The 19,813-nt window shown below is 38.3% G+C and carries 19 protein-coding genes and 1 pseudogene; 8 read left to right on the forward strand and 12 right to left on the reverse strand.

From position 1 onward, the window contains the following. Position 1 precedes the first annotated feature (1 nt). The 5 genes from ACOQO5_RS05425 to ACOQO5_RS05445 all read right to left on the reverse strand — a co-directional run bounded on the left by ACOQO5_RS05425 (position 2) and on the right by ACOQO5_RS05445 (position 4,289). Positions 2 to 1,075, reverse strand: coding sequence for a glycosyltransferase (locus tag ACOQO5_RS05425; RefSeq protein ID WP_420580670.1), 1,074 nt, complete (start codon positions 1,073 to 1,075; stop codon positions 2 to 4). Beyond that, positions 1,072 to 1,686, reverse strand: a complete 615-nt coding sequence (locus tag ACOQO5_RS05430; protein ID WP_420580671.1) for a polysaccharide deacetylase family protein — start codon at positions 1,684 to 1,686, stop codon at positions 1,072 to 1,074. Before ACOQO5_RS05430 ends, ACOQO5_RS05425 begins: the two co-directional genes overlap by 4 nt. A gap of 4 nt (positions 1,687 to 1,690) precedes the next feature. Then, positions 1,691 to 2,746, reverse strand: a complete 1,056-nt coding sequence (locus ACOQO5_RS05435) for a PP2C family protein-serine/threonine phosphatase (protein WP_420580672.1) — start codon at positions 2,744 to 2,746, stop codon at positions 1,691 to 1,693. Positions 2,747 to 2,906: 160 nt separating this feature from the next. Then, positions 2,907 to 3,158, reverse strand: a complete 252-nt coding sequence (locus ACOQO5_RS05440; RefSeq protein ID WP_420580673.1) for a hypothetical protein — start codon at positions 3,156 to 3,158, stop codon at positions 2,907 to 2,909. An 18-nt stretch (positions 3,159 to 3,176) separates the two neighbouring features. Beyond that, entirely contained in the window at positions 3,177 to 4,289 is a 1,113-nt protein-coding gene (locus tag ACOQO5_RS05445; RefSeq protein ID WP_420580674.1) for a glycosyltransferase, read from the reverse strand. Between the two features lie 9 nt (positions 4,290 to 4,298). Here ACOQO5_RS05445 and ACOQO5_RS05450 point away from each other — a divergent pair, with 9 nt between their 5' ends. Further along, a complete protein-coding gene (locus ACOQO5_RS05450; RefSeq protein ID WP_420580675.1) occupies positions 4,299 to 4,511 on the forward strand; it encodes a hypothetical protein in 213 nt (70 codons plus the stop codon). Positions 4,512 to 5,292: 781 nt separating this feature from the next. Then, a pseudogene (ruvC, locus tag ACOQO5_RS05455) lies at positions 5,293 to 5,860 on the forward strand (crossover junction endodeoxyribonuclease RuvC). A gap of 103 nt (positions 5,861 to 5,963) precedes the next feature. On the opposite strand, the gene ACOQO5_RS05460 reads toward ruvC, so the two are convergent. Further along, on the reverse strand, positions 5,964 to 6,419 hold the full coding sequence (locus ACOQO5_RS05460; RefSeq protein ID WP_420580676.1) for a CBS domain-containing protein: 456 nt from the start codon (positions 6,417 to 6,419) through the stop codon (positions 5,964 to 5,966). Between the two features lie 305 nt (positions 6,420 to 6,724). Here ACOQO5_RS05460 and ACOQO5_RS05465 point away from each other — a divergent pair, with 305 nt between their 5' ends. From ACOQO5_RS05465 to ACOQO5_RS05475, 3 genes are all read left to right on the forward strand, one after another. Further along, positions 6,725 to 7,597, forward strand: a complete 873-nt coding sequence (locus ACOQO5_RS05465) for an RNA polymerase sigma factor RpoD/SigA (RefSeq protein ID WP_348306746.1) — start codon at positions 6,725 to 6,727, stop codon at positions 7,595 to 7,597. A 441-nt stretch (positions 7,598 to 8,038) separates the two neighbouring features. After that, positions 8,039 to 8,821, forward strand: coding sequence for a hypothetical protein (locus ACOQO5_RS05470; protein ID WP_420580677.1), 783 nt, complete (start codon positions 8,039 to 8,041; stop codon positions 8,819 to 8,821). Positions 8,822 to 8,853: 32 nt separating this feature from the next. Next, a complete protein-coding gene (locus tag ACOQO5_RS05475) occupies positions 8,854 to 9,627 on the forward strand; it encodes a hypothetical protein (protein ID WP_420580678.1) in 774 nt (257 codons plus the stop codon). A gap of 192 nt (positions 9,628 to 9,819) precedes the next feature. Here ACOQO5_RS05475 and ACOQO5_RS05480 read toward each other — a convergent pair whose 3' ends face one another. From ACOQO5_RS05480 to ACOQO5_RS05490, 3 genes are all read right to left on the reverse strand, one after another. Further along, positions 9,820 to 10,518, reverse strand: coding sequence for a lysoplasmalogenase (locus ACOQO5_RS05480; protein WP_420580679.1), 699 nt, complete (start codon positions 10,516 to 10,518; stop codon positions 9,820 to 9,822). Next, positions 10,519 to 11,703, reverse strand: a complete 1,185-nt coding sequence (locus ACOQO5_RS05485) for an MFS transporter (RefSeq protein ID WP_420580680.1) — start codon at positions 11,701 to 11,703, stop codon at positions 10,519 to 10,521. Positions 11,704 to 11,803: 100 nt separating this feature from the next. After that, complete coding sequence (locus ACOQO5_RS05490) at positions 11,804 to 14,674, reverse strand: putative LPS assembly protein LptD (RefSeq protein ID WP_420580681.1); 2,871 nt, start codon at positions 14,672 to 14,674, stop codon at positions 11,804 to 11,806. Positions 14,675 to 14,752: 78 nt separating this feature from the next. Between ACOQO5_RS05490 and ACOQO5_RS05495 the strand changes: the two genes are divergently transcribed. Both ACOQO5_RS05495 and ACOQO5_RS05500 read left to right on the forward strand, forming a co-directional pair. Then, a complete protein-coding gene (locus ACOQO5_RS05495; protein ID WP_420580682.1) occupies positions 14,753 to 15,538 on the forward strand; it encodes an N-acetylmuramoyl-L-alanine amidase family protein in 786 nt (261 codons plus the stop codon). Between the two features lie 8 nt (positions 15,539 to 15,546). After that, positions 15,547 to 16,518, forward strand: coding sequence for an MlaD family protein (locus tag ACOQO5_RS05500; protein WP_420580683.1), 972 nt, complete (start codon positions 15,547 to 15,549; stop codon positions 16,516 to 16,518). 44 nt (positions 16,519 to 16,562) lie between these two features. Here the strand turns inward: ACOQO5_RS05500 and ACOQO5_RS05505 are convergent, their stop codons facing one another. From ACOQO5_RS05505 to ACOQO5_RS05515, 3 genes are read right to left on the reverse strand one after another with little or no spacing between them, the layout of a single operon-like run. Then, positions 16,563 to 17,657: a hypothetical protein gene (locus tag ACOQO5_RS05505; protein ID WP_420580684.1), complete on the reverse strand. Its 1,095-nt coding sequence runs from the start codon at positions 17,655 to 17,657 to the stop codon at positions 16,563 to 16,565. Between the two features lie 4 nt (positions 17,658 to 17,661). Beyond that, complete coding sequence (locus tag ACOQO5_RS05510) at positions 17,662 to 18,411, reverse strand: hypothetical protein (RefSeq protein ID WP_420580685.1); 750 nt, start codon at positions 18,409 to 18,411, stop codon at positions 17,662 to 17,664. Next, the gene (locus tag ACOQO5_RS05515; RefSeq protein ID WP_420580686.1) at positions 18,401 to 18,979 is read right to left on the reverse strand and encodes an RNA polymerase sigma factor; all 579 of its coding nucleotides are present in this window, start codon (positions 18,977 to 18,979) and stop codon (positions 18,401 to 18,403) included. The genes ACOQO5_RS05510 and ACOQO5_RS05515 overlap by 11 nt, the downstream gene beginning before the upstream one ends. A gap of 162 nt (positions 18,980 to 19,141) precedes the next feature. On the opposite strand from ACOQO5_RS05515, the gene ACOQO5_RS05520 reads away from it, so the two are divergent. Then, positions 19,142 to 19,693 carry a hypothetical protein gene (locus ACOQO5_RS05520; protein WP_420580687.1) on the forward strand — a complete coding sequence of 184 codons (552 nt, stop codon included), beginning with the start codon at positions 19,142 to 19,144 and terminating at the stop codon, positions 19,691 to 19,693. Positions 19,694 to 19,813: the final 120 nt, after the last annotated feature.

Here is a 19,813-nt window from a genome sequence, read left to right on the forward strand (position 1 = left end):
TCTAATATTTCCTACCCTTCCAAATCAACTTAATTGGCATCAGATAAAATGCAAATGTGAGAAAATAAAACACGAAATCATAGATTTCAAAGAGCAGAAGATGAGGTATGGAACTCTGAATATTAGCGACCCTTCTAATTCTCGATATTAATTGAGATTTCAAAAGAATAGCTATAGGCCCTAATAGAATCCAAAGTGTATTGCCTAAAGTCAAAAAAATCAGGGCGGGCCAAAAGAACATTTTAATCATGCCTCCTACCCAATACAGTGGATTAAGGCCAGTCAAGCCTTTCATCCAACGTTTGCGCTGATGAAGTAAATCAAAAAAAGAAGCAGGTTTTGTATTTGCTACCGCATATGAATCAAAATTCACTACTAGTTTACCTCCAAGCGACTGAACAGCCCTCAATAAAACAACATCCTCCACAATCGTCTGATCTAATCCCTCATAACCTCCAATGGCATCGTAGGTGGATTTTGACATCATGAGGTTGTTTCCCCAAGCAGTCAACCCAATGCCCATTCTTGAAAACCACCCAACGATACATTCATTGAACAACCAATCCGTATTTTGAAGGCGTGCCAACCAATCATTTCCTGAAACACTAGTTAGTCCAACAACAATTTCATATTCATTGGAGATTTTCCTCAACATTCCTTGTATCCAATCTGGGTGAAATTGCATGTCAGCATCGGTAAACATTAGATAACTTCCTTTTGCATTTTTTGCCAATTGAGAAAGGACTTTTTGCTTTCCGAATGCGTCTGCTTCGCCGTGAAAGCCAAAAATTGCAGCATTTAGAGGCTTGTATTTTTGTAGTATTTCCAGGGTTTTGTCTTCGGAATCATCATCTCCAAACAAGATTTCGAAATTGGAGGGTGGGTATGACAATTTGTTGAGACTTTCACAAAGGTCTTTCATATTCTTTTCTTCGTTCCTTATTGATATTAGAATAGATACGAAAGGATTTTTGGAATTTCTAGAGTTTCCTTTTTTATCAAATTTCAACACTTGAAGCATGGACAAAAAGAAAACCCAAATCAAAACCAATCCAATAGCAAAAGATTCTATCATAGTTCTTGGGGAATTAAATCGAATTGAAATCCTTGATCAACGCAGAATTGAAGATACCTGGGCAACACCCATTTCAATTTATCGAACGATTTTTCATTGTCATGAAAAACCACAATATCCCCAACTCGTGTCTTGGTTTTTAACATCGCAAGGCATTTTTCTTTATTCAAGTTACCATCAAAATCCCCGGCCATTAAAGACCAAACGACTGTCCTATCACTTCTTTTAAACCACCCATAGGGCGGCCTAAAGAGTGGGTTTTCATTGAACGTTTTGATCAAATCTTGTCCTTTGTTTTTGTTGGCAAAATATTCATTTGTAGTTAGTTCCTTTCCATCGAGATGTTTATATCCATGGTTGGCCAACTGATGTCCAAATGCCCTCATCCTTTTGGCAAGCTCAATATGATTTTCCAGCTGCTCACCTAATAAAAAGAAGGTAGCTTTAACAGAGTACTCTTGTAGAGTAGACAATACAAAGTCTGTTACTTCTGGTGTTGGACCATCATCAAATGTTAGGAATATTTTGTTTTCAAAGTTTGGTACATGCCACAGCTGCCTTGGGAATAGATATTGAAAGATTCGCGGTATTCTATGGAAATAGAAGCCCAAAGATTTATGCTTTGAATTTGGCAGACAATATGGTCACATCATCTCGGTAGTCCTGTCCTTGTCGGAAATCATTGACGAAATTCATGATCGCTGTATTGAGTTCGTGAGGTTTAGAATTTTCCACACTTTTGATTGCTTTCATGATACGCTCTTCGCCAAATTCCTCTTCTTTAGGATTTATCGCTTCGTTCAATCCATCGGTATAACAAAACAGATAAAACTGTTTCAAGTCATCTACGACTCCCATTTCTATGAATGGCAAAGGAGAAAACATACCTAACACAGTCGTGCCTTTAGTAAGTTCCACGTCTTTTTTCAGGTTCACTTGTAATAAGGGAGGATTATGACCACAATTCACATACCTCAATTGTTCACTTGATTTGCTATAAATAGCGGCAAAGAAAGTGATGAAAATTTCTCCATTTCCACTGAATTTAATCTGATGATTCAATTCAGCAACTATAGTTTTCAAATCATCAGTTTGTCGAACCAATGTATGCAGAGAAGCCTGAAAATTCGACATCATCAAAGCAGCTGGCACACCTTTCCCCGACACATCGGCAATGCATAACAAAAATTGATCTTCATCAATCGGAATATAATCATAGTAATCACCCCCTACATTGTGATGCGGTTGGTAGTAGGCAGCCACTTCGAACTGATCTGAAGTCGGTAAATTTTTCGGGAATAAATAATTTTGAACCTGCTTGGCAATTTCCAATTCCTTTTTAAAAGCCTCTTGCTCTAGCTGCTGGCGTGCAAGCTTCTTGTTCTCGATAGCCACCAAAATAATATTTGTCAATGCTTCCAAAAAGGTAGTTGCGGAATTACTTGTAAACCCAGCCTCTATCTCTGCGATATCTCCAACAAACACCAAAGCCAACAACTCCTTTTTATGCATCACAGGAATCACATGATCAAACTCTTGGCATTCCGTATTATCGAGTGTTTTTACTTTTTCTTCTCCTTCGAATTTATCAACAGGTATACTTTCGATAACCTGACCATCGACACCAAAAAAAACCTTACAATTCCACCCTTCATTCGCATGAACAAACAAAGCAAGTTTTTTTCACCTTCAAATTCGCCAACAAAGTGAAGTGGTATATTTTATATAAAGACTCTTCAGGCAAGTTGTTATTGATAGCCTCTGTTACCTCTAACAGTGCATTCAATTCCAGTTCCTTAAGATCTGATTCTATGGTTTTGGTTTGTCCCATTTAGCTCGTGTGTGCCTTCAAACCTTCTTTAGAGGCCAGGTAGTAATAATTCCTAAAGTTAATCTCTATATCAATGCCCTCAGCATCCAACTCGACGTCTGGTTCATCATAACACCGAAGCCAATTTTTTCTAACCATTTTAGCCAAAATTGGTTTCAGGTCTTCATCTGATAAACCTAATGATTCCTTTAAATCATTGTAATGAATTAAGAAATACAATTCGTCCAATATGTCAAATTCGAGATCACTCATGCTCGACAGGGTTTAGGATTAGATATTATGGGTTCGGTTTCGCCAGCTGTAAGTTCCAAAATTAGAAGCTAGCCCAAAGAATACAACATAAAATGGGTAAATTATTTGAAGTAAAACAAAACTCACGAATGCCAACCTATTCGTCTGCACCTTGATTACAGAATATATAAATACATAATCGACAATAAACTTTGTGCCGATGATGTAGAGTCCAAGAGGATTAGCAGTCAAAGTTGAATCTACTAACATCCAACTCCACACGCCATACATGCAAAAAATAACGAGGGGAACTAATAAAGAAAAAATGTCCTGATGTTGTTTCCACTTAGATGCCCATCTCCTTCGTTGATGATAGAAAGTCTTCCAACTTTCAGGTGGTTCGCTCTCTACTAAAGCTCCTTTGAGGAATTTGATCTTGTAAGGAAAAGCTTTATGTATTTTCCTCAATAAAAACTCATCATCACCTGATGCAATATGCTCATTTCCTTCAAACCCTCCTACTTCTAAAAATGCTTCTTTAGAGAATGAATAATTGCACCCATTGATCATAGTTGGTTTCCCCATTTTCATCGTAGAAGCACCAATGCCAACTAAAGCAGCTAGTTCAAGATTGAGCATATCAATCCATATATTCTTTTGAGCGTTGAATAGTTTTACTGGCCCAAAAGCCAATTTCACCCCGCTACTGAAAGCCCGTTTGTGTTCATCCAACCAGGTCTCAGACACTTCACTATCTCCATCTGTACAAATAATCAAATCCGCTTCTGCTAGTTTAGTTCCTAAAGTGATAGCCGCTTTTTTCCCAGTTTGCTCTTCAGGCAGCTTTGCGTATTTCAATTCTTCAAATTCGGCTTGCAGGGACTTTACTATTGATTTGGTTTCATCTTGAGAATGATCATCAATCACTATTACTTCAAATTCAGGATGCTTTGAAGCACTAATGAAAATGGATCTGATGAGTCTTTCAATATGCGCTGACTCATTCCTTACCGGAACGATAACCGAAGCATTTACATCTGTATGGCTTTCAAGAAAAGTAACAGGAAATTTTCTCGAATGCCATAGCAATAACAAAAACAGCAATATCGCACCATAGCAAAGGGTTATCACACTAGCTATCCAATATATCAAAACAATTTCTTGAGGTCAGACACAAATAATACACCGATCAGAGCTGGCAAAACTATGTTGATCATCCAGACTGCAAAAGCAGCAAAAATTACTACGCTCAAATCTGAAACTAAAAAACTAAAAAATAATGTGGCTGAAAGCTCTCTCTTAACCAAATCTCCGAGGACCGATAAGTTAGGAATCAACGTTTTGATTAGAAACACCCAGAATTATTCCATATAGAATCGTAGAAACAGGAAGCTGACTACCAAAAGCCCAGAAAATCAAATAAAACTGCAGAAACAAAAACAAAATATCGAATAAAAGACAAGCTCCCAATCGTGATCATGGATTTAATATCATGCGAAATTAATAGCGACAAAATATTTTCGAATATCACCATGCAAAAAATAAGTACCAGCAATAGCCGCAATTACCAATAAATAAGACGACTCCAAATACAACATTCAATTCACCCAAAGGAATTTCAAGACCTTGTTCAACTAAGAAGAATACCGATATCAAACCAAATATTAATGTAGGTAACAGTTGTGAAAAATCGATCAATGGCTAAGCTTGCGAATATTTGATTTCTATTCATTCTTGATAATCCCAAATAGCGAGAAAATCCATCTCCAATTCCAAATGGGCTGATCACATTCAAGCTTTTTACCAGCAAGGATTATTTTCATACAATTCGAGAAAGACTGATACTGTATTGGTTTCAAAACATGTTGCCATTTCCAAGTTTCAATCCCTATATTCAATGGTAGTAGTGCTATACAAAAAGCCATCCCAATTCCGTTGACCAAATCAACTGATTTTAGCATATTCAGCGCTTCTGTGTTATTGCTAAATTTCAAGCCAACGACAATGAATATAACACTCCGGCAACACCCAAGAGACCACAAGAACCATATTAAATTCTTTAAACCTCTCTCCTTTTGTTTTACTAATACCCTAATCATTTGTAATTATATGATGCCTTGTCACTTTTCATAAAAGGTAATATTTCTATCTTGCAATGCTATCCAACTCCATGAATAAAACTAAAGAAAAAATCATTTTAGGTCTAGATCCCGGTACCACCGTAATGGGATACGGAGTGATTCTCGTGAAAGGCAGTAAACTGACGACACTGCAACTCGGTGTCCATTCATTTGAGCAAATATAAATCTCATGAACTCAAACTCAAGAAGATTTTTGAACGAGTCTCCCATGTGATTGAGGAATTTGGACCGGATGAAGTAGCGCTGGAAGCGCCTTTTTTCGGAAAGAATGTACAATCTATGCTAAAGCTAGGCAGAGCACAAGGAGTTGCTATGGCTGCGGCACTTACCAAAGATGTGCCTATCACGGAGTATGCGCCTAAAAAAGTAAAACAGTCTGTAACAGGAAATGGCAATGCGTCCAAAGAACAAGTCGCTGCTATGCTCCAATCCATCTTGAAACTTAAAGAGATTCCCAAACTTCTGGATGCTACAGATGCGCTGGCTGTGGCGCTTTGCCACCATTATCAAGGAGGCAAGCCTCAGGCATCAGCCAAAAGCTGGAAAGCCTTTTTGTCTGATAATCCGGATCGGTTGAAATGATTGTAAGTCCTTTTTAAATCCCCCTAGCCCCCCTTTTTCTAAGGGGGAAGAACTCCCTCTTGGAGAAGAGGGTTGGGGAGATTGAATTATGTAGAAAAGAAAATTACCAAGTCGTAGACTTTATCTTCTGAGCAGCTCGCATAATATCTCTCCGGCTAATTTGCCCTTTGAGTATTCCATTTTCCGTCACCGGAAACCTTCTAAAGTAGGTATTCAAGAACTCATTGGCGCAAGCTACTACATCCATATCCATCTCCAGTGTTTTCACATTGCTGGACATAAAATCGGAAACCTTACCTTTTCCACTCGGAATATTGTGATAAGACGATTGCACTAGCACTTTCAAACAATCCTTTTCTGATAGCATACCTACTAATTCTCTTTTTTCGTTGAGCACAGGCCCACCAGAAATTTTCTTTTTGAGCATGATATCTATGGCCTCTGCTATTTCTTGATCTGGAGTAAAAGTGATTAGGTCTTTGGCCATGTAGTCGGCAATAGTCTCATATTTGATACCTTGATCTTGCTCTACACGAGCGCCTTTAAAGTTCATTACCATGGTTGATTTAGTTAGAAGTTGAAATTAGACGAACTCTTATATTACCATATTTCCAGTCCAATCACAAGCAAAATCCTCATAAAATACAATTTCAATAGGATATTTGCGATATGTTTATTAGTTTGATGCCAAGCCTAGGAATTTTGACCACCCATTAATGTTTGAACTTTATTTTTAAAAGAGTGTTAATTATGTCAGAATAGTTAATCTCTTATTAGAAATAAACCGTATAAAATATTAAATTTGCGGGCTCGTTTATACTAGTACTAGGCGAACAGAGCCCTAAAAAAGGAAAACAATATCATATGAGACAACTGAAGATCACACAATCGATTACTAACAGACGTGAAAGTCATACCTTAGAAAAGTATTTTACTGAAGTTAGTAGTGTGCCGATGATTACTCCTGACGAGGAGGTGGAGTTAGCACAAAGAATCAAACAAGGAGATGATCTTGCTCTTGAAAAATTAGTAAAAGCGAACTTGAGGTTCGTGGTATCTGTGGCCAAGCAATACCAAAATAGAAGCTTACCTTTGAATGACCTGATCAACGAAGGTAACCTTGGGCTGATCAAAGCCGCTAAGAAATTTGACGAAACCAAAGGATTTAAGTTTATCTCTTATGCCGTATGGTGGATTCGTCAGTCGATCATGCAAGCGCTTGCTGAGCAATCTAGAATCGTAAGATTGCCAATGAACAAGTCTGGTGCGATCAACCAAATCAGAAGAGCTTACGCTGAGCTAGAGCAGAAATATGAAAGAGAGCCTACCGAAGAGGAATTGGCTGATATCCTGGACATGAAGCCAAGCGAAGTAAGAAATACACTCGGTGCTGAAGTGAAGCAAATGTCTATGGACGCTCCTTTCGGCGAAGACGAGTCTGGTTCACTTTTGGACGTACTCGAAAACAAAACTACCGTTCCTACGGATGGACAGATGGTATTCAACGATTCGTTGAAAGTAGAAACCATCAGAGCATTGTCTACGCTTACCGCTAGAGAAAGAGAAGTAGTAAGAATGAGCTTCGGTATCGGGTCTGACAACCCATTCACTCTAGAGGAGATTGGTGACATCATGGGCTTAACACGTGAGCGTGTAAGACAGATCAGAGAGAAGGCCCTACAGAAGTTGAGAGAGCCGTCTAAGAATCAAAGACTAAAAGAATTCTGTGCTACTTGATAAGTAGTTTGGATTTATGATATTAAGAGCCTTGATCTCGATATTTATCGGGATCAAGGCTCTTTTTTGTGTTCAAAAAATTGAAACGTCATTACACGGTGATGTTGACCTGAGGGAAACAGCATCCGGGTAATCCCTTTATTCTGGCAGACTGTGCCCACGACATTAGCTCCCAACCCAACAGATCGCCTTGACAAGCAAAGGCGATGACGCTGTTCCTTACATTATAGAAGGCTTTTAGTCACACGACATAGCGAGGAGCATTCATTGTCTCTTGCAATCTTCCTCCTATTCTTTTATCCTTGTTATTCAGTCTGTTTAGCAGCTAGACCTAACCACAGCATATCAGAGAGAAATTAGTGTATTATTAAATGTATTAATTTAATGGGGATATCACACAGTGTGATATCATTACGTTAGGCCTAACACCAAACCTTAAAAATGAATAGAATAGCAATCTCAATAATTATCCTTTTTGCAGTTCAACATTCGTATTCTCAATCTTTAAATATTCAATGCGATTGTGGCAGTTATTCTGCAACGGCTGAACCTATCGATTATGACAGATTGGTTGCACTTATGAAAAAGGGAGAATATAAAGAAGCAGTTGATCTGTGTGAATCATTTTTAACTACAGATCCAACTGATAGATATTCCATGCAGTATATGTCTGAATTTCTATTCTATATGGCCGAAATTGAAAGTGGCAACCTTGACCCTCATAAAAGAAGAAATTTACTATACATGGATGATGCAGGTGCAAGTGATCCTGAAGCCCACGAACTTTATCTAATTAAATCTAAAACTGGTCCTAATGCTTGGTCTCAATTAGCAAAGGATAAATACCTAAACAGACAGCATTGCTTAAACACCTGTTTTCAAAATTCTGATCCCAAGGATGCTAATATCTTAACAAGAAGATTAGCTATATATATTGCAACAGGAGACTTTAAATGTCTGATTAGAACTATGAAAAACAATAATGATTCCTCAATCAATATGAATGGAAAGCCAGATGAATTTTATTCCAGATTTACAGAAAGATTTGTCGGAATTGGAGAATTTGAGCAAGGATTAAAATTTCTTCTCGAGGTTAAAAGTGCCTATGGACTCAACGCAAAGGACGCATCATATTGGAAAGGCATTAATTCTACGATAATCAGACAAGAAGACATTTCTCAATCGTTAAAACAAACTCTTGAGAAAAAAATGACCAAAATTTAAAACAATCATCTAACAAACTGAGCTAATTAAAAATGATGAAAATATTCACATTCATATTTCTTATTTTATCCTCCTTCGAATTATTATCACAGATACCCGATATATCGACACGTTGGGAAGCGGTGACTATTGATCGCAACTGGGATCAATATCGCATGGAAGAATTGGATAATGAAGAATATTTTCAATACGATTTTTCAAGCATCATCTCGAATCAAATTCGACTTAAAGGCGATCCTTGGTCGACTTATATTGGAGTTTTTGGTCCAAAGAACAGAAGGATTGATTTCCATTTGACAGCTTCAAAATCATCTAAAAAGACTTATAACGTAATTGGAAAAAGTCGATTAGGCAAGAACATTAGAGACCTTAAGGGAGAAATAACTCTTAAATATGCTGTGAAAACAGGTTGGGAAGCTAATGTAATGATATTTGAATATAAACTTCAAGAACCTGGTGACAAAGAAGGTGATGGGAAATTTGTAGGGCTCGGATCGCTTGCATTTCTAATAAGAGATGGAAAACCGAAAATGTTTTGGGCAGAATCTGGTGATTTTAGAGAGTTCAATAACATTTTCGTAGGCACATGGGACCGATTTAACTCTGACGTATCAAGGGAATGTATGTTTGCATTCAACCCTAGCGGAACTCACATGAAACTCCCTTTCAGGGACTATCTTTATAAAGAATTTGAAGAAGGTGACGAATGTAAATGCTACTTTGAATTTAAAGATGAACTCAAACAGTATGGTTGGGAAGAATATGATGATAGCGATAATTACAAAACGAATTGGTGGGAAAAATAGGCACCTACATGCTATAATCAATTCATGGTGATCCAGCTGTAAATAAGAGCTCTTTGCATTGTGGAAGCCTCGCCATATCTCATTTTTACACTATGGAATCAAAAAGGAGTAGCGCAATTCATTGATTTGGCTATCTTGTAGCCGAAACTTAAACTAAATTACATGCCACGATTGAAATAGAAGCATTACACCTCACCCTCTACCATACCCTTTCAACAACCCATTAATAATATTCCACTGGGCGAGGATGTAGGTACCCATGATCCAAATGGAAGCATTTTCCATAGGGGCGTAGAACTTGTTGATCGCGATGAGTGAATCGGATAAAATGAAGAGTATCGCACCGAAGACCACTTGATTGAAACTCTCCGTATTGGTTCGGCCATTTCTATAAACTGCACCAAGTGCCATCATGCAGATCAAAATCGCATAGATGGTTACTGGAAGCTTCAAACCATCTAACGAAGGCCAAAGTGTGTACAGCAAGCCAATAGCAAATACAACGAATGGTAAGACATTAAACACATGCTGGATTGGGGCAAAATTATCTCCACCACCTTGAGTTTTAGCATTTTTGAAAGAGAAAAAATAAAGCGTTTGTGCGACTGCGAAAGACCCAAGCCCTAGCAAAAAGAACCAATCGGCTTGAGCCACATACATCAAGGCAACATCTCCAAACCAAGAAAAGAGCAAGGCAAATACAGCTAGAATAAAGGATAGATTCACTGGGCCCTTCAAGCCCTTACGAAAATACACCAACAATACAGGCATCAACAGCGGTTTGGTAAACTGATTGAGCCAACTCCACTCCATGGCATGACTGAGTAGCTCAGCTACCGCAATAACAATAAATAAGTACTTGAGAATCTGGGCTGTTTTTTCGTCTTTCATTTATGTTGCTTTACCGGCCAATGCCAATTTCTTAACTGGATTCGAATATAAATAGATGAGCCCAATTAAAACGGTAGCCGAAGCAATATAAAAAACCAAGGAGATATTGGCTAGTTCATTATTATAAATCAAACCCGATAAGAAGGCACCCATTCCAATCCCAATCTCAAGTGCAATATACATGGTAGCAATTCCTCTACCCCGATGGGCTTCGTTGCTCAAATCGATCGTCCAGGCAAAAATGGTAGGAGAACAAATCCCTACCCCTAATCCAAAAGCAACCCCGCTGATTACAAACATGGTTTGGTTATCCGTATTAGCTAATAGCAACATGGCCACCAACAAAATCATACTACCCACTCTCAAAACAGGAATGCGTCCATACTTATCTGAAGCCTTACCCGCTACAATTCTCACTAACAGGGAAGCAATAGTGAAAAAGGTAAAAAACAGTCCTCTATTAGGGAAGCCAAGTTGATCACTCAAATCAGGTATTACGGTGAGAATCGCACCAAAGGAAAACACCGACAACATCATCATCAATGAAGGTGAAATTACATTCGGTTCAAAGACTTCATTGGGTTTGACATAAAAATGACTGACAGATAGTTTCTCGCGGTCTTTCAGTGACTCTTTCATCCCAATCAAAATCAAAACAGAAAGAATCGCAAAAGCTGAAGAGCTGTAAAACATCGCATTCAGGCCTGCGCTCGACGCGATGAATGATCCAATCGCCGGGCCGGCCGCCATACCTAAACTACTAAAGAACCCCACAATCCCCATAGCCTCTCCTCTTCTATCTGCGGGTACAATATCGGCCACATAAGCTGATGTGCCAGTCGGTTTGAATCCAGTAGAAAAACCATGGAAAAATCTCAAAGCAAAGAATCCTATTATACCAGTAACCAATGGATAGATCAAAGCGGCAATGCCACTCACCAATGCGCCGACCACCATCACTGGGATTCGTCCTACTTTATCAGCCAACTTACCACTGAAGGGTCTGGACAATCCTGCCGTCACTGTGAATAGGGCAATAATCAACCCTTTGTATTCTCCCCCTCCTAAACCATCCAGATATGACGGAAGCTCAGGAATAATCATATTGAAACTTCCGAAAAACAGAAATCCACTCAAACATAGCAGAGCGAATTGAAGCGTGAAAATTGAGTTATTGTAATTCATAGTAGGCAGGCAAAGCTAACCCGAATATCATATAATCCTCTAGAGGTTTATATCTCTTCTCTATTAGGAAATTATAAAAAGTGATGAAGTTGGGTAGACCTTAAAAACTGGTATACGTGGAACGGCTCTTTTTATCCAGTTTTAAATCTTTCAGCAACTGAGAGTTTACCCGTATCTCGACAAAATAAGATTGCCGCGGGCCAAATGGAACCCAGTTGAAATTAAGTGTCCAGCAATGCAAGTCTCTTCCAATATTCAACCGAGTTACGGTAAACTTCTTATTCTTAATATCATACCCAGAATTAAAACCAATTCGGGTTTTATCGGTAATACTCAGATTACCATTAAAATTCAATGTTTGTGTTATCACCGGATCGTTAAATCCATTCTTCGTGTAATTAAATGCATAGTTCACATTCAACGCCCATGGCACATCAAAAGGCACATACTGATTGGGGTCACGGGATATAAACTGATTGACATTTCCTGCAATTTGATTTTCCTCCATTCCCGGCAAAAATGGGTTGTCAGGATCCGAGTTATTGATATGGTCTGGATTCATTCCGGCACCAGATCCTTGTTGATCGTTTTTTGAATTACTTCCTTTAGGTTTGAGGTTTAGACCGATGGCCACATTTCCTCTTGTTAATCGCCCTAGTCCCTCTCCATTATCCCAAGCCAATCGATTAATCCGTCGCTGATAAACCTGGTCATTAGCGCCTATACTATCCAACACATATACATAGGGATCTATAGTTCCACTCATGTTGATACTGACTACACGGTTGAATAAACTGGTTCGAGCATTCCAATTGATATTGCTTAAGTTGAAAGAATCTGCTAGAAAATTATAGCCTGAAGACATGGACAAGTTGTCAAATATTTTCACTTTTTTGTATTCTTCAATAGAATCATTTTTGGCTTTCACTTTCATTTCTATGTTATGATTCATAGAAAAAGACAGACTGGCATTTTCACCTTGGGGAGGCCCTCCATAAGCAAAACCCTCATATTTTGACAACTTACGTGTATTGCCATTCTCATCAATTTGAACTTCACTATAATGACCTTTAGATGGGTCTCCAAAATCAGGGCTATAACTGAAGCCCATACTTGGTGTAATTACATGACGAATAGCTTTGACTTTACCACCCCCAAAATTATACATCCCATAAAATCGTGTGGAGACAGACGCCCCGGAGCTATACCATCCGGCTCTGGAAAATTGCCTCAAAGTATCCACACTAACTCCCTCTTCTACTGGATCGTACGTATACTGCAGTTCTTTAGGATACCACACTTCTGTATAGTTGAAACTTGGACTTACAGTCAAATACTTCATCACATTAAATGAAGTGGCAATTGGAATAGTATGTCTTGCTCCAAGTTTTGCCCTATCAAACAAAGTAGCTAGATTATCTGAGCTAAAACCAATGACACTATCATCCATTGGGTTCCTATTAATCACATTGAAACTAGGATTGGAAACAGGCCCATTGGACAATTCACTTTTAGCCACAAGGTTGTATGAGAAACCCAGTTTACTCAAAATCCCATTTTTTGAGCTTACCATATTCTTCAATGGATAGATCCTATTCATATTGAAACTCAATTCCGGCAAGGTCACATTGACAATTTCGGTACTTATATTCTGGCTATGTCTGGCATTCAAACTTAGATTGAATGGTGTGCCTTGGAAAGTTTTAGAATACGATATATTCGAGTTAAACTGCGCATTTACACTTTGTTGATATTCATAACCTACGTTATTAGCGTTTGCCGAGTATGTGGATGTACCTGCTGAAACAGAAGCTGAAAATCTAGACGTCCCCACTGATTGTGGACTATGGGACCAGTTTAACCAAAAATCTTTTGAAAACGAATCATCTTCAAACTGTGTGCTATTGGTTTTATTGTAACGCAAATTGAAGTTACCAGAAAATGCATATCTCTTTCTGTAAGTAGAGACACTCTGCAGGCCATAACTGCCATTAGTGAATATATCTCCTGTTAGTTTCAAATCCATGTAGTCGTTGATATCGAAATAATAGCCCCCATTTCTCAGAAAGAACCCTCTGTTTTGATCCTCTCCATATGACGGAAATATTATACCGGAAGCTTTCTCTTTCGGTTGAGGAAACATACCAAACGCAAAACCAATGGGTGTAGGAATTTCGCCAAAATACAAGTTGAATGGACCTGAGACCACTTTGTTATTGGGAATAACTTTCAGTTTAGTAGCTTTAATATAGTAATGAGGATAGGCATGATCACATGTGGTGTATTTGGCCCCTTTGATAAACATTTCATCTTTTTCATTTTTCTTCACCTTTTCACCATGCATGAAGGCACCATCCTGCTCGGTGATCACCCCGTTAATCAGCGCTCGCTTCGATTTAAAATTGTATTTGATATCATCAGTTTCATATACGTCCACCTTTTCAGTAAATATGGGCTTCCCCACTTTTCGGCCCGCCGTGTCTAAGACATAGTTGGCTTGAATAGAATTCGTCACCCAATCCAATGAAATACGTTCTGCAGATAATGATATATCTCCGTAGTCTATTTTGGATTCACCGTACAGATACATCATTTGATTTTGTAAATCAAAAAATATTGAGTCTCTGGCGTTATAGTTTATGGTTGTCTCAATATCTCCTTTAGGTTTGGGAGCTACCGCTTCAGGCACGGTTTCTGATAAACTATCTATCAGAGCAGGATCTATGCCTAGCGATTCAGCCAAACTATCTATAACGGAAGCATCGGCTCCTAATATCATTTGCGCTGAATCTGCTATCAATGGTAAATACTCCGGATGATTCACCAAAGAGTCACGAAGAGCCAAAGAATCAACCAATTGTGGCAATTGCTGCAGAATTTGTGCAGTATCTAGGGATGGAACCTGACTAAAAGCTGAAAACCTAGCGGAAATGAGAAAAAGAAATAGGACTACGTACTTGATAATGCGCACCAGGGGTTTTCAGTTACGAGTAAAAATTTACATTTTTACAAAAATATTGCCAATATCATTTATAACTAGCGTATCTGGATGAAAAATATTTTTGCAATAGCATTTTTTTCGATTCTGTTTATTTTAAGCTCTTTTAATTACACTGGAGTAAAGGATGTAACCATTAGAAAAATTGTAATTGATGCGGGTCATGGAGGTAAAGACCCTGGTACTTTCGGTTCCTATTCCAAAGAAAAAGACATTGCACTAAGTATCGCCATGGAGACTGGTAAAATCATCAATAAATACATGCCTGATGTTGAAGTGATTTACACCCGACAAGACGACAGTTTCCCAACTCTTTTTGAACGATCGGATTTAGCCAACAAAAATGACGCTGATCTTTTTATCTCCATTCATTGCAACAACGCACCTTGGAGCAATGAAGTGCATGGTACTGAAACCTATGTTATGGGACTTAAAAACTTTGACAGGAATTTTGAAGTAGCTAAAAGAGAAAATTCGGTCATCCTCTTGGAGGAAAACTATGAAGAAACTTATCAAGGCTTTGATCCTAACTCACCAGAGTCTTATATACTTTTTTCTCTCACCCAATCGGTCTACCAGGAACAAAGCATCCTCCTGGCCACAAACGTAGAAGATCAATTCAAAAACCGTGTTGGTAGGAAGAGTCGAGGTGTAAAACAGTCGAGTCTATATTTACTTTGGAGTTCGGCCATGCCAAGTATATTAGTGGAAACCGGATTTTTGAGCAATCCCAAGGAGGAGAAAGAATTAAATGATAAATTGCAACAAACCTATATCGCATCAGGCATTTACCGTGCATTTCGCGATTACAAAACCGAAATAGAATCTAAAAATTAAACCTAAACGTGAGCAAAGAAGTAAAAGTAGGCTTGTTCGCCATCATCTCAAGTGCCATTCTCTATCTCGGCTTCAATTATCTTAAAGGGAAAGATTTTTTCTCTCCTACCAACAAATATTATGTGCTTTACAAAAACATTGATGGATTGAATGTTTCTAATCCTGTCATTGTAAATGGCTATGCCGTAGGTCGGGTGAGTTCCATAGGAATATTGCAGGAGAGAGATAATAGGATCATAGTAGAACTGGATGTAGACGAGAATGTAGTCCTTGGAGACTCTACAATAGCCCAGTTGACAAATAGCGATTTCTTAGGTAGCAAAGCTATATTATTGCAAATTGGTGACTTAACTAAACCGCTGGAAAGTGGGGATACCCTAAGGTCCGATATAGACAAAGGTTTAGCAGCACTATTTGAAAGTGCCGAACCTATTACCGCTAACCTCGCAGTAACAATCAGGAGAATTAATGAAATACTTCTTGGCATGGAGGGAGCTGGTGAAGATATTAAGGCGGTGTTACAATCACTCAACACAACACTTAAGGGTGTTAACCTTTTTGTAAGACAAAACAATCAAAACCTCAAACAGACTTTGAATGGAGTAAATACATTGCTAGCTAATGTGAACACTAAGGTTGACATGTTAGAACCAATTCTACTCAATACAGATTCTACAATTAATATGGTCAAAGAATTGCCACTCGATAGCACGCTAAATTCATTGAACGGAACACTGTCAGAATTGACACTGCTGTTGGATGATATTAATGCAGGTAAAGGCACTGTAGGGAAAATTTTGAAAGAAGATTCATTGTACAACAACCTCAACAAGACCATCCAGGATTTGGACAAATTATTGATCCATTTCGAAGAGAATCCTAAACATTTCTTGGGCCCATTAGGGAAATCAAAAAAGAAAATCGAAAAAGACCGAGCAAAGGCGGCCAAAAAAGCTGCTAAAGACGCAGCGTCTCAATAAAACAAACAGGTATCGAAAAGTAATCGATACCTGTCTATCTTTATCTATAGTATAAATCCGAAGCTTATGGCGTTCAACTCAGGGCCTCTACCAGTTGCAAATACTTTATTAAGGTCATAGTTGAAGAAAATATCCATGCCCTTGTAACCTACTTGTGTTCGAATACCATATCTGAAATTGTTCAGAAAATAGTTACTCTTTTCCTTGTCGTCCTTTTCACTTCCATCGAATTTATATTTGGCTCGAGTCCAACTATCCAGTCGATAGCCCATATACATTCCAACTCCTGCTCTAAAACCTTTTCTTCGATATTTACTAAATCCATAACGACTACCAGACCTTCTATTTCTATTATGACTAAAATCAAACATAGGTACGACTGTAGTATTGATATAACAGGCCGATAATTTTGTCATTTTGCCGTCTATCAAAGGATCCTCTTCGAAAATGATTGAAGAATCTCCCTTATAAATCACCACATTATCATTTTCCATTTTCCAATGATTCCAGGTAATACTAGCGCCCCAGTCGAGATACATGGCTCCACCAAAGTGCGTATGATTCATTCCTCCTAGACCAAAATACCAAGACCATAACGGTCGTACGGAATGCAATTCGTTATTAGCGTCAGGAAATGAACCATTTTGAAGCCAATTGGACAAGCCAATTTCGGCTTGGAAGGAGCCATAAGTACTGCTCCTTTTTCTGCTACGGTCTCTATCAATTATCACATAATCATTGTCGTCATAATCCTCATGGCGACTACCATAATCTTGACGACTACCACGCTGCTCATATCTATCACTATCATCGTATCGATCATCACCATAATAACTAAGAGGCTTATTATCTACATCAGTATCCACATCTTTATTGATTCTATATTTATCAGAATCTTCCACTATACTCACTTCTTCCGAATCAGTAGCTGTCGAGTCTAGATTAGCATTAAGTTCACCTATCATCGTGTTGATATCATAATCACTCAAATCCTTGAGGTCCTCCTGAGTTTCAGCATAAATAATCATTTTACTACGTTCACCAAATTCAATTACTACTGTATCCTCTTTTACAGGATCTCCAGCCCTTGCTCCTAATGCAAGGACTAATGAGAGTATAATTAGTCCTATTTTTTTCATTGTATTATTTATTTAAGTTTTTGACGTTATTCTTTTTTGAGTTTCTTTTAAAGAGGTGGTCTTTGGCATCTCTGATATCTGCCCACAAGTCCCCAGGTTTTATTTCACGGGTTTGGTCCCATAGTTCTTTAATTTTTTTACCTCCGGTAGTATCAGCTTCTTGCTTAGCCAACATTTCCTCTGGTTTTGGTTGTGATCTACTGCCACGTTTATATGTGATTTTGATGGATTTAATTTTCTTCTTTTTGGGCTGATCTTCTATTTCCGTAGTTTCAATATGATTTTCTGCCAATTGAATTCCTTCAGGAACTGAGGTTTCAGTTATTTCAACACGCTTTACTTCCGGCTCATTTTCTACTTCAATTACAGTTTTTTCAGGTTCAACTGAGCTTACTTTCTCCTCTTTCTTTTGCTTGTTCACCACTGGCATAGGTTCTTCGTCAACAACTACTTCCTTTTTGACATCATTGACTTTTTCAGGAACTATTTGGTGGCTATCATTCAGAGATTCCGACGGAATTTCGATCTGTGCGACTTGATCCTCAGTCGGTGTTTCAGTGCCCCAAAAGAAAATTATCCATCCGGAGACAACCAATAATAACAAGGCTGCCGCGACATGCCACACAGAAAAAGCAGAGACTTTTTCCTGATCATCCAGCATGGACTCCAGCTTATCCCAATTGTCTGCTTTTGGCACAGATGGAGAATTTTTTAGTTTATCTCGAAATAACTTATCCGTCTCTTTAGCTTCCATTGTCTCTCTTTTTAAGTTCTTTTTCGTTCTCCGCTAATTTTTTCTGCAGCAAACTTCTCGCTCTGCTTAACTGTGACTTGGAAGTATTAACAGAAATCTCCAGTTGTTCTGCAATCTCTTTATGATTGTATCCTTCAATTGCATACAGATTAAAAATAGTTTGATACCCTTGTGGTAGTTCCTGAATCATCTGCATCAAATCTTCCGCTTCAAGGTTTTGATCTGCAGTTTCAAAATCCACAGCTGGATTAATTTCATCCAAATCTACTTCCATATACAACTGCCTATTGTTTCTAATCCATTCCAAACAAGTAGTTACCATGATTCTTCGGATCCAACCCTGAAAACTACCCTCATTCTTAAATTGATCAATCTTACCAAACACTTTTACAAATCCACTGAGCATCATCTCTTCAGCCATGTTTGCATCGCTGATATACCGTCTACACACTGTGAGCATCAAAGGTGCTTGCTGCTCATAAAGCAGCTTTTGCGCACGCCTATCTTGGTGCTTGCACTGACGTATCAGTTCTGATTCGGAGTTTATTTGACCTATTTTAAAACCCATTGGTTATGAATTCATGGACTAGATGCGGAATGATGGCCTGAGGTTGCATCGGTTGGTAAATTTATTCAATTAATACATGACTATACGCAACCAACATCCTTACTCTATAAGTATGATTACTTCAGCAATATTGAATACCTTACTTACCATAAACAGTCATTCATGAAAGTAATCGCATTTTTATTAAGTATTCTTTATACTGTAAACAGCTTTGCGCAAGAATCGGATGCTATTGGTTCGATTTTTCCAGATATGCTAACAGAGGACTTATCCGACAATAAGATAAACCTCCCGGAAGACATCAAAGGGAAATATTCAATCATAGGACTTTCGTACAACAAAAAGTCAGCAGATAAAATGCCTAATTGGATAGTGCCTATTTATCAAAAATTTATAGCAGAGCCTCCTGGCTTACAAATCAGCTATGATATAAACACCTATTTTGTTTACATGTTTAGTGGCATGACAGTGGCCTTAAAGGACGTCGTTAAAAACAAAATGCTCAATGAAATGGATGAGGTACTCAAACCACATACCCTTTTTGAGACTGGTGAATTGAAAAGTTATCAGAAAGTTCTGGATATGCTCGGAAGAAAAGATACTCCTTACTTTTTCATCCTAGATCCAGAAGGGAAAATTCTATGGGCCACCAGAGGAACTCCACGCGAATCCAAGATCAATAAATTGGCCTCCTTCATCGACGAAGGCAAGTAACAACGTTGTAGCGTTCGACCAAATGAATTAAATATTAGACGAATACTACTTAATACTCTATAAACCACTGGAGGGTTCAATTCTCTTTTCACGTTTTATATTAAACTAATAAACACGTGA

The sequence above is a fragment of the Reichenbachiella sp. genome (genome assembly GCF_965223055.1).
Lineage (GTDB): Bacteria > Bacteroidota > Bacteroidia > Cytophagales > Cyclobacteriaceae > Reichenbachiella.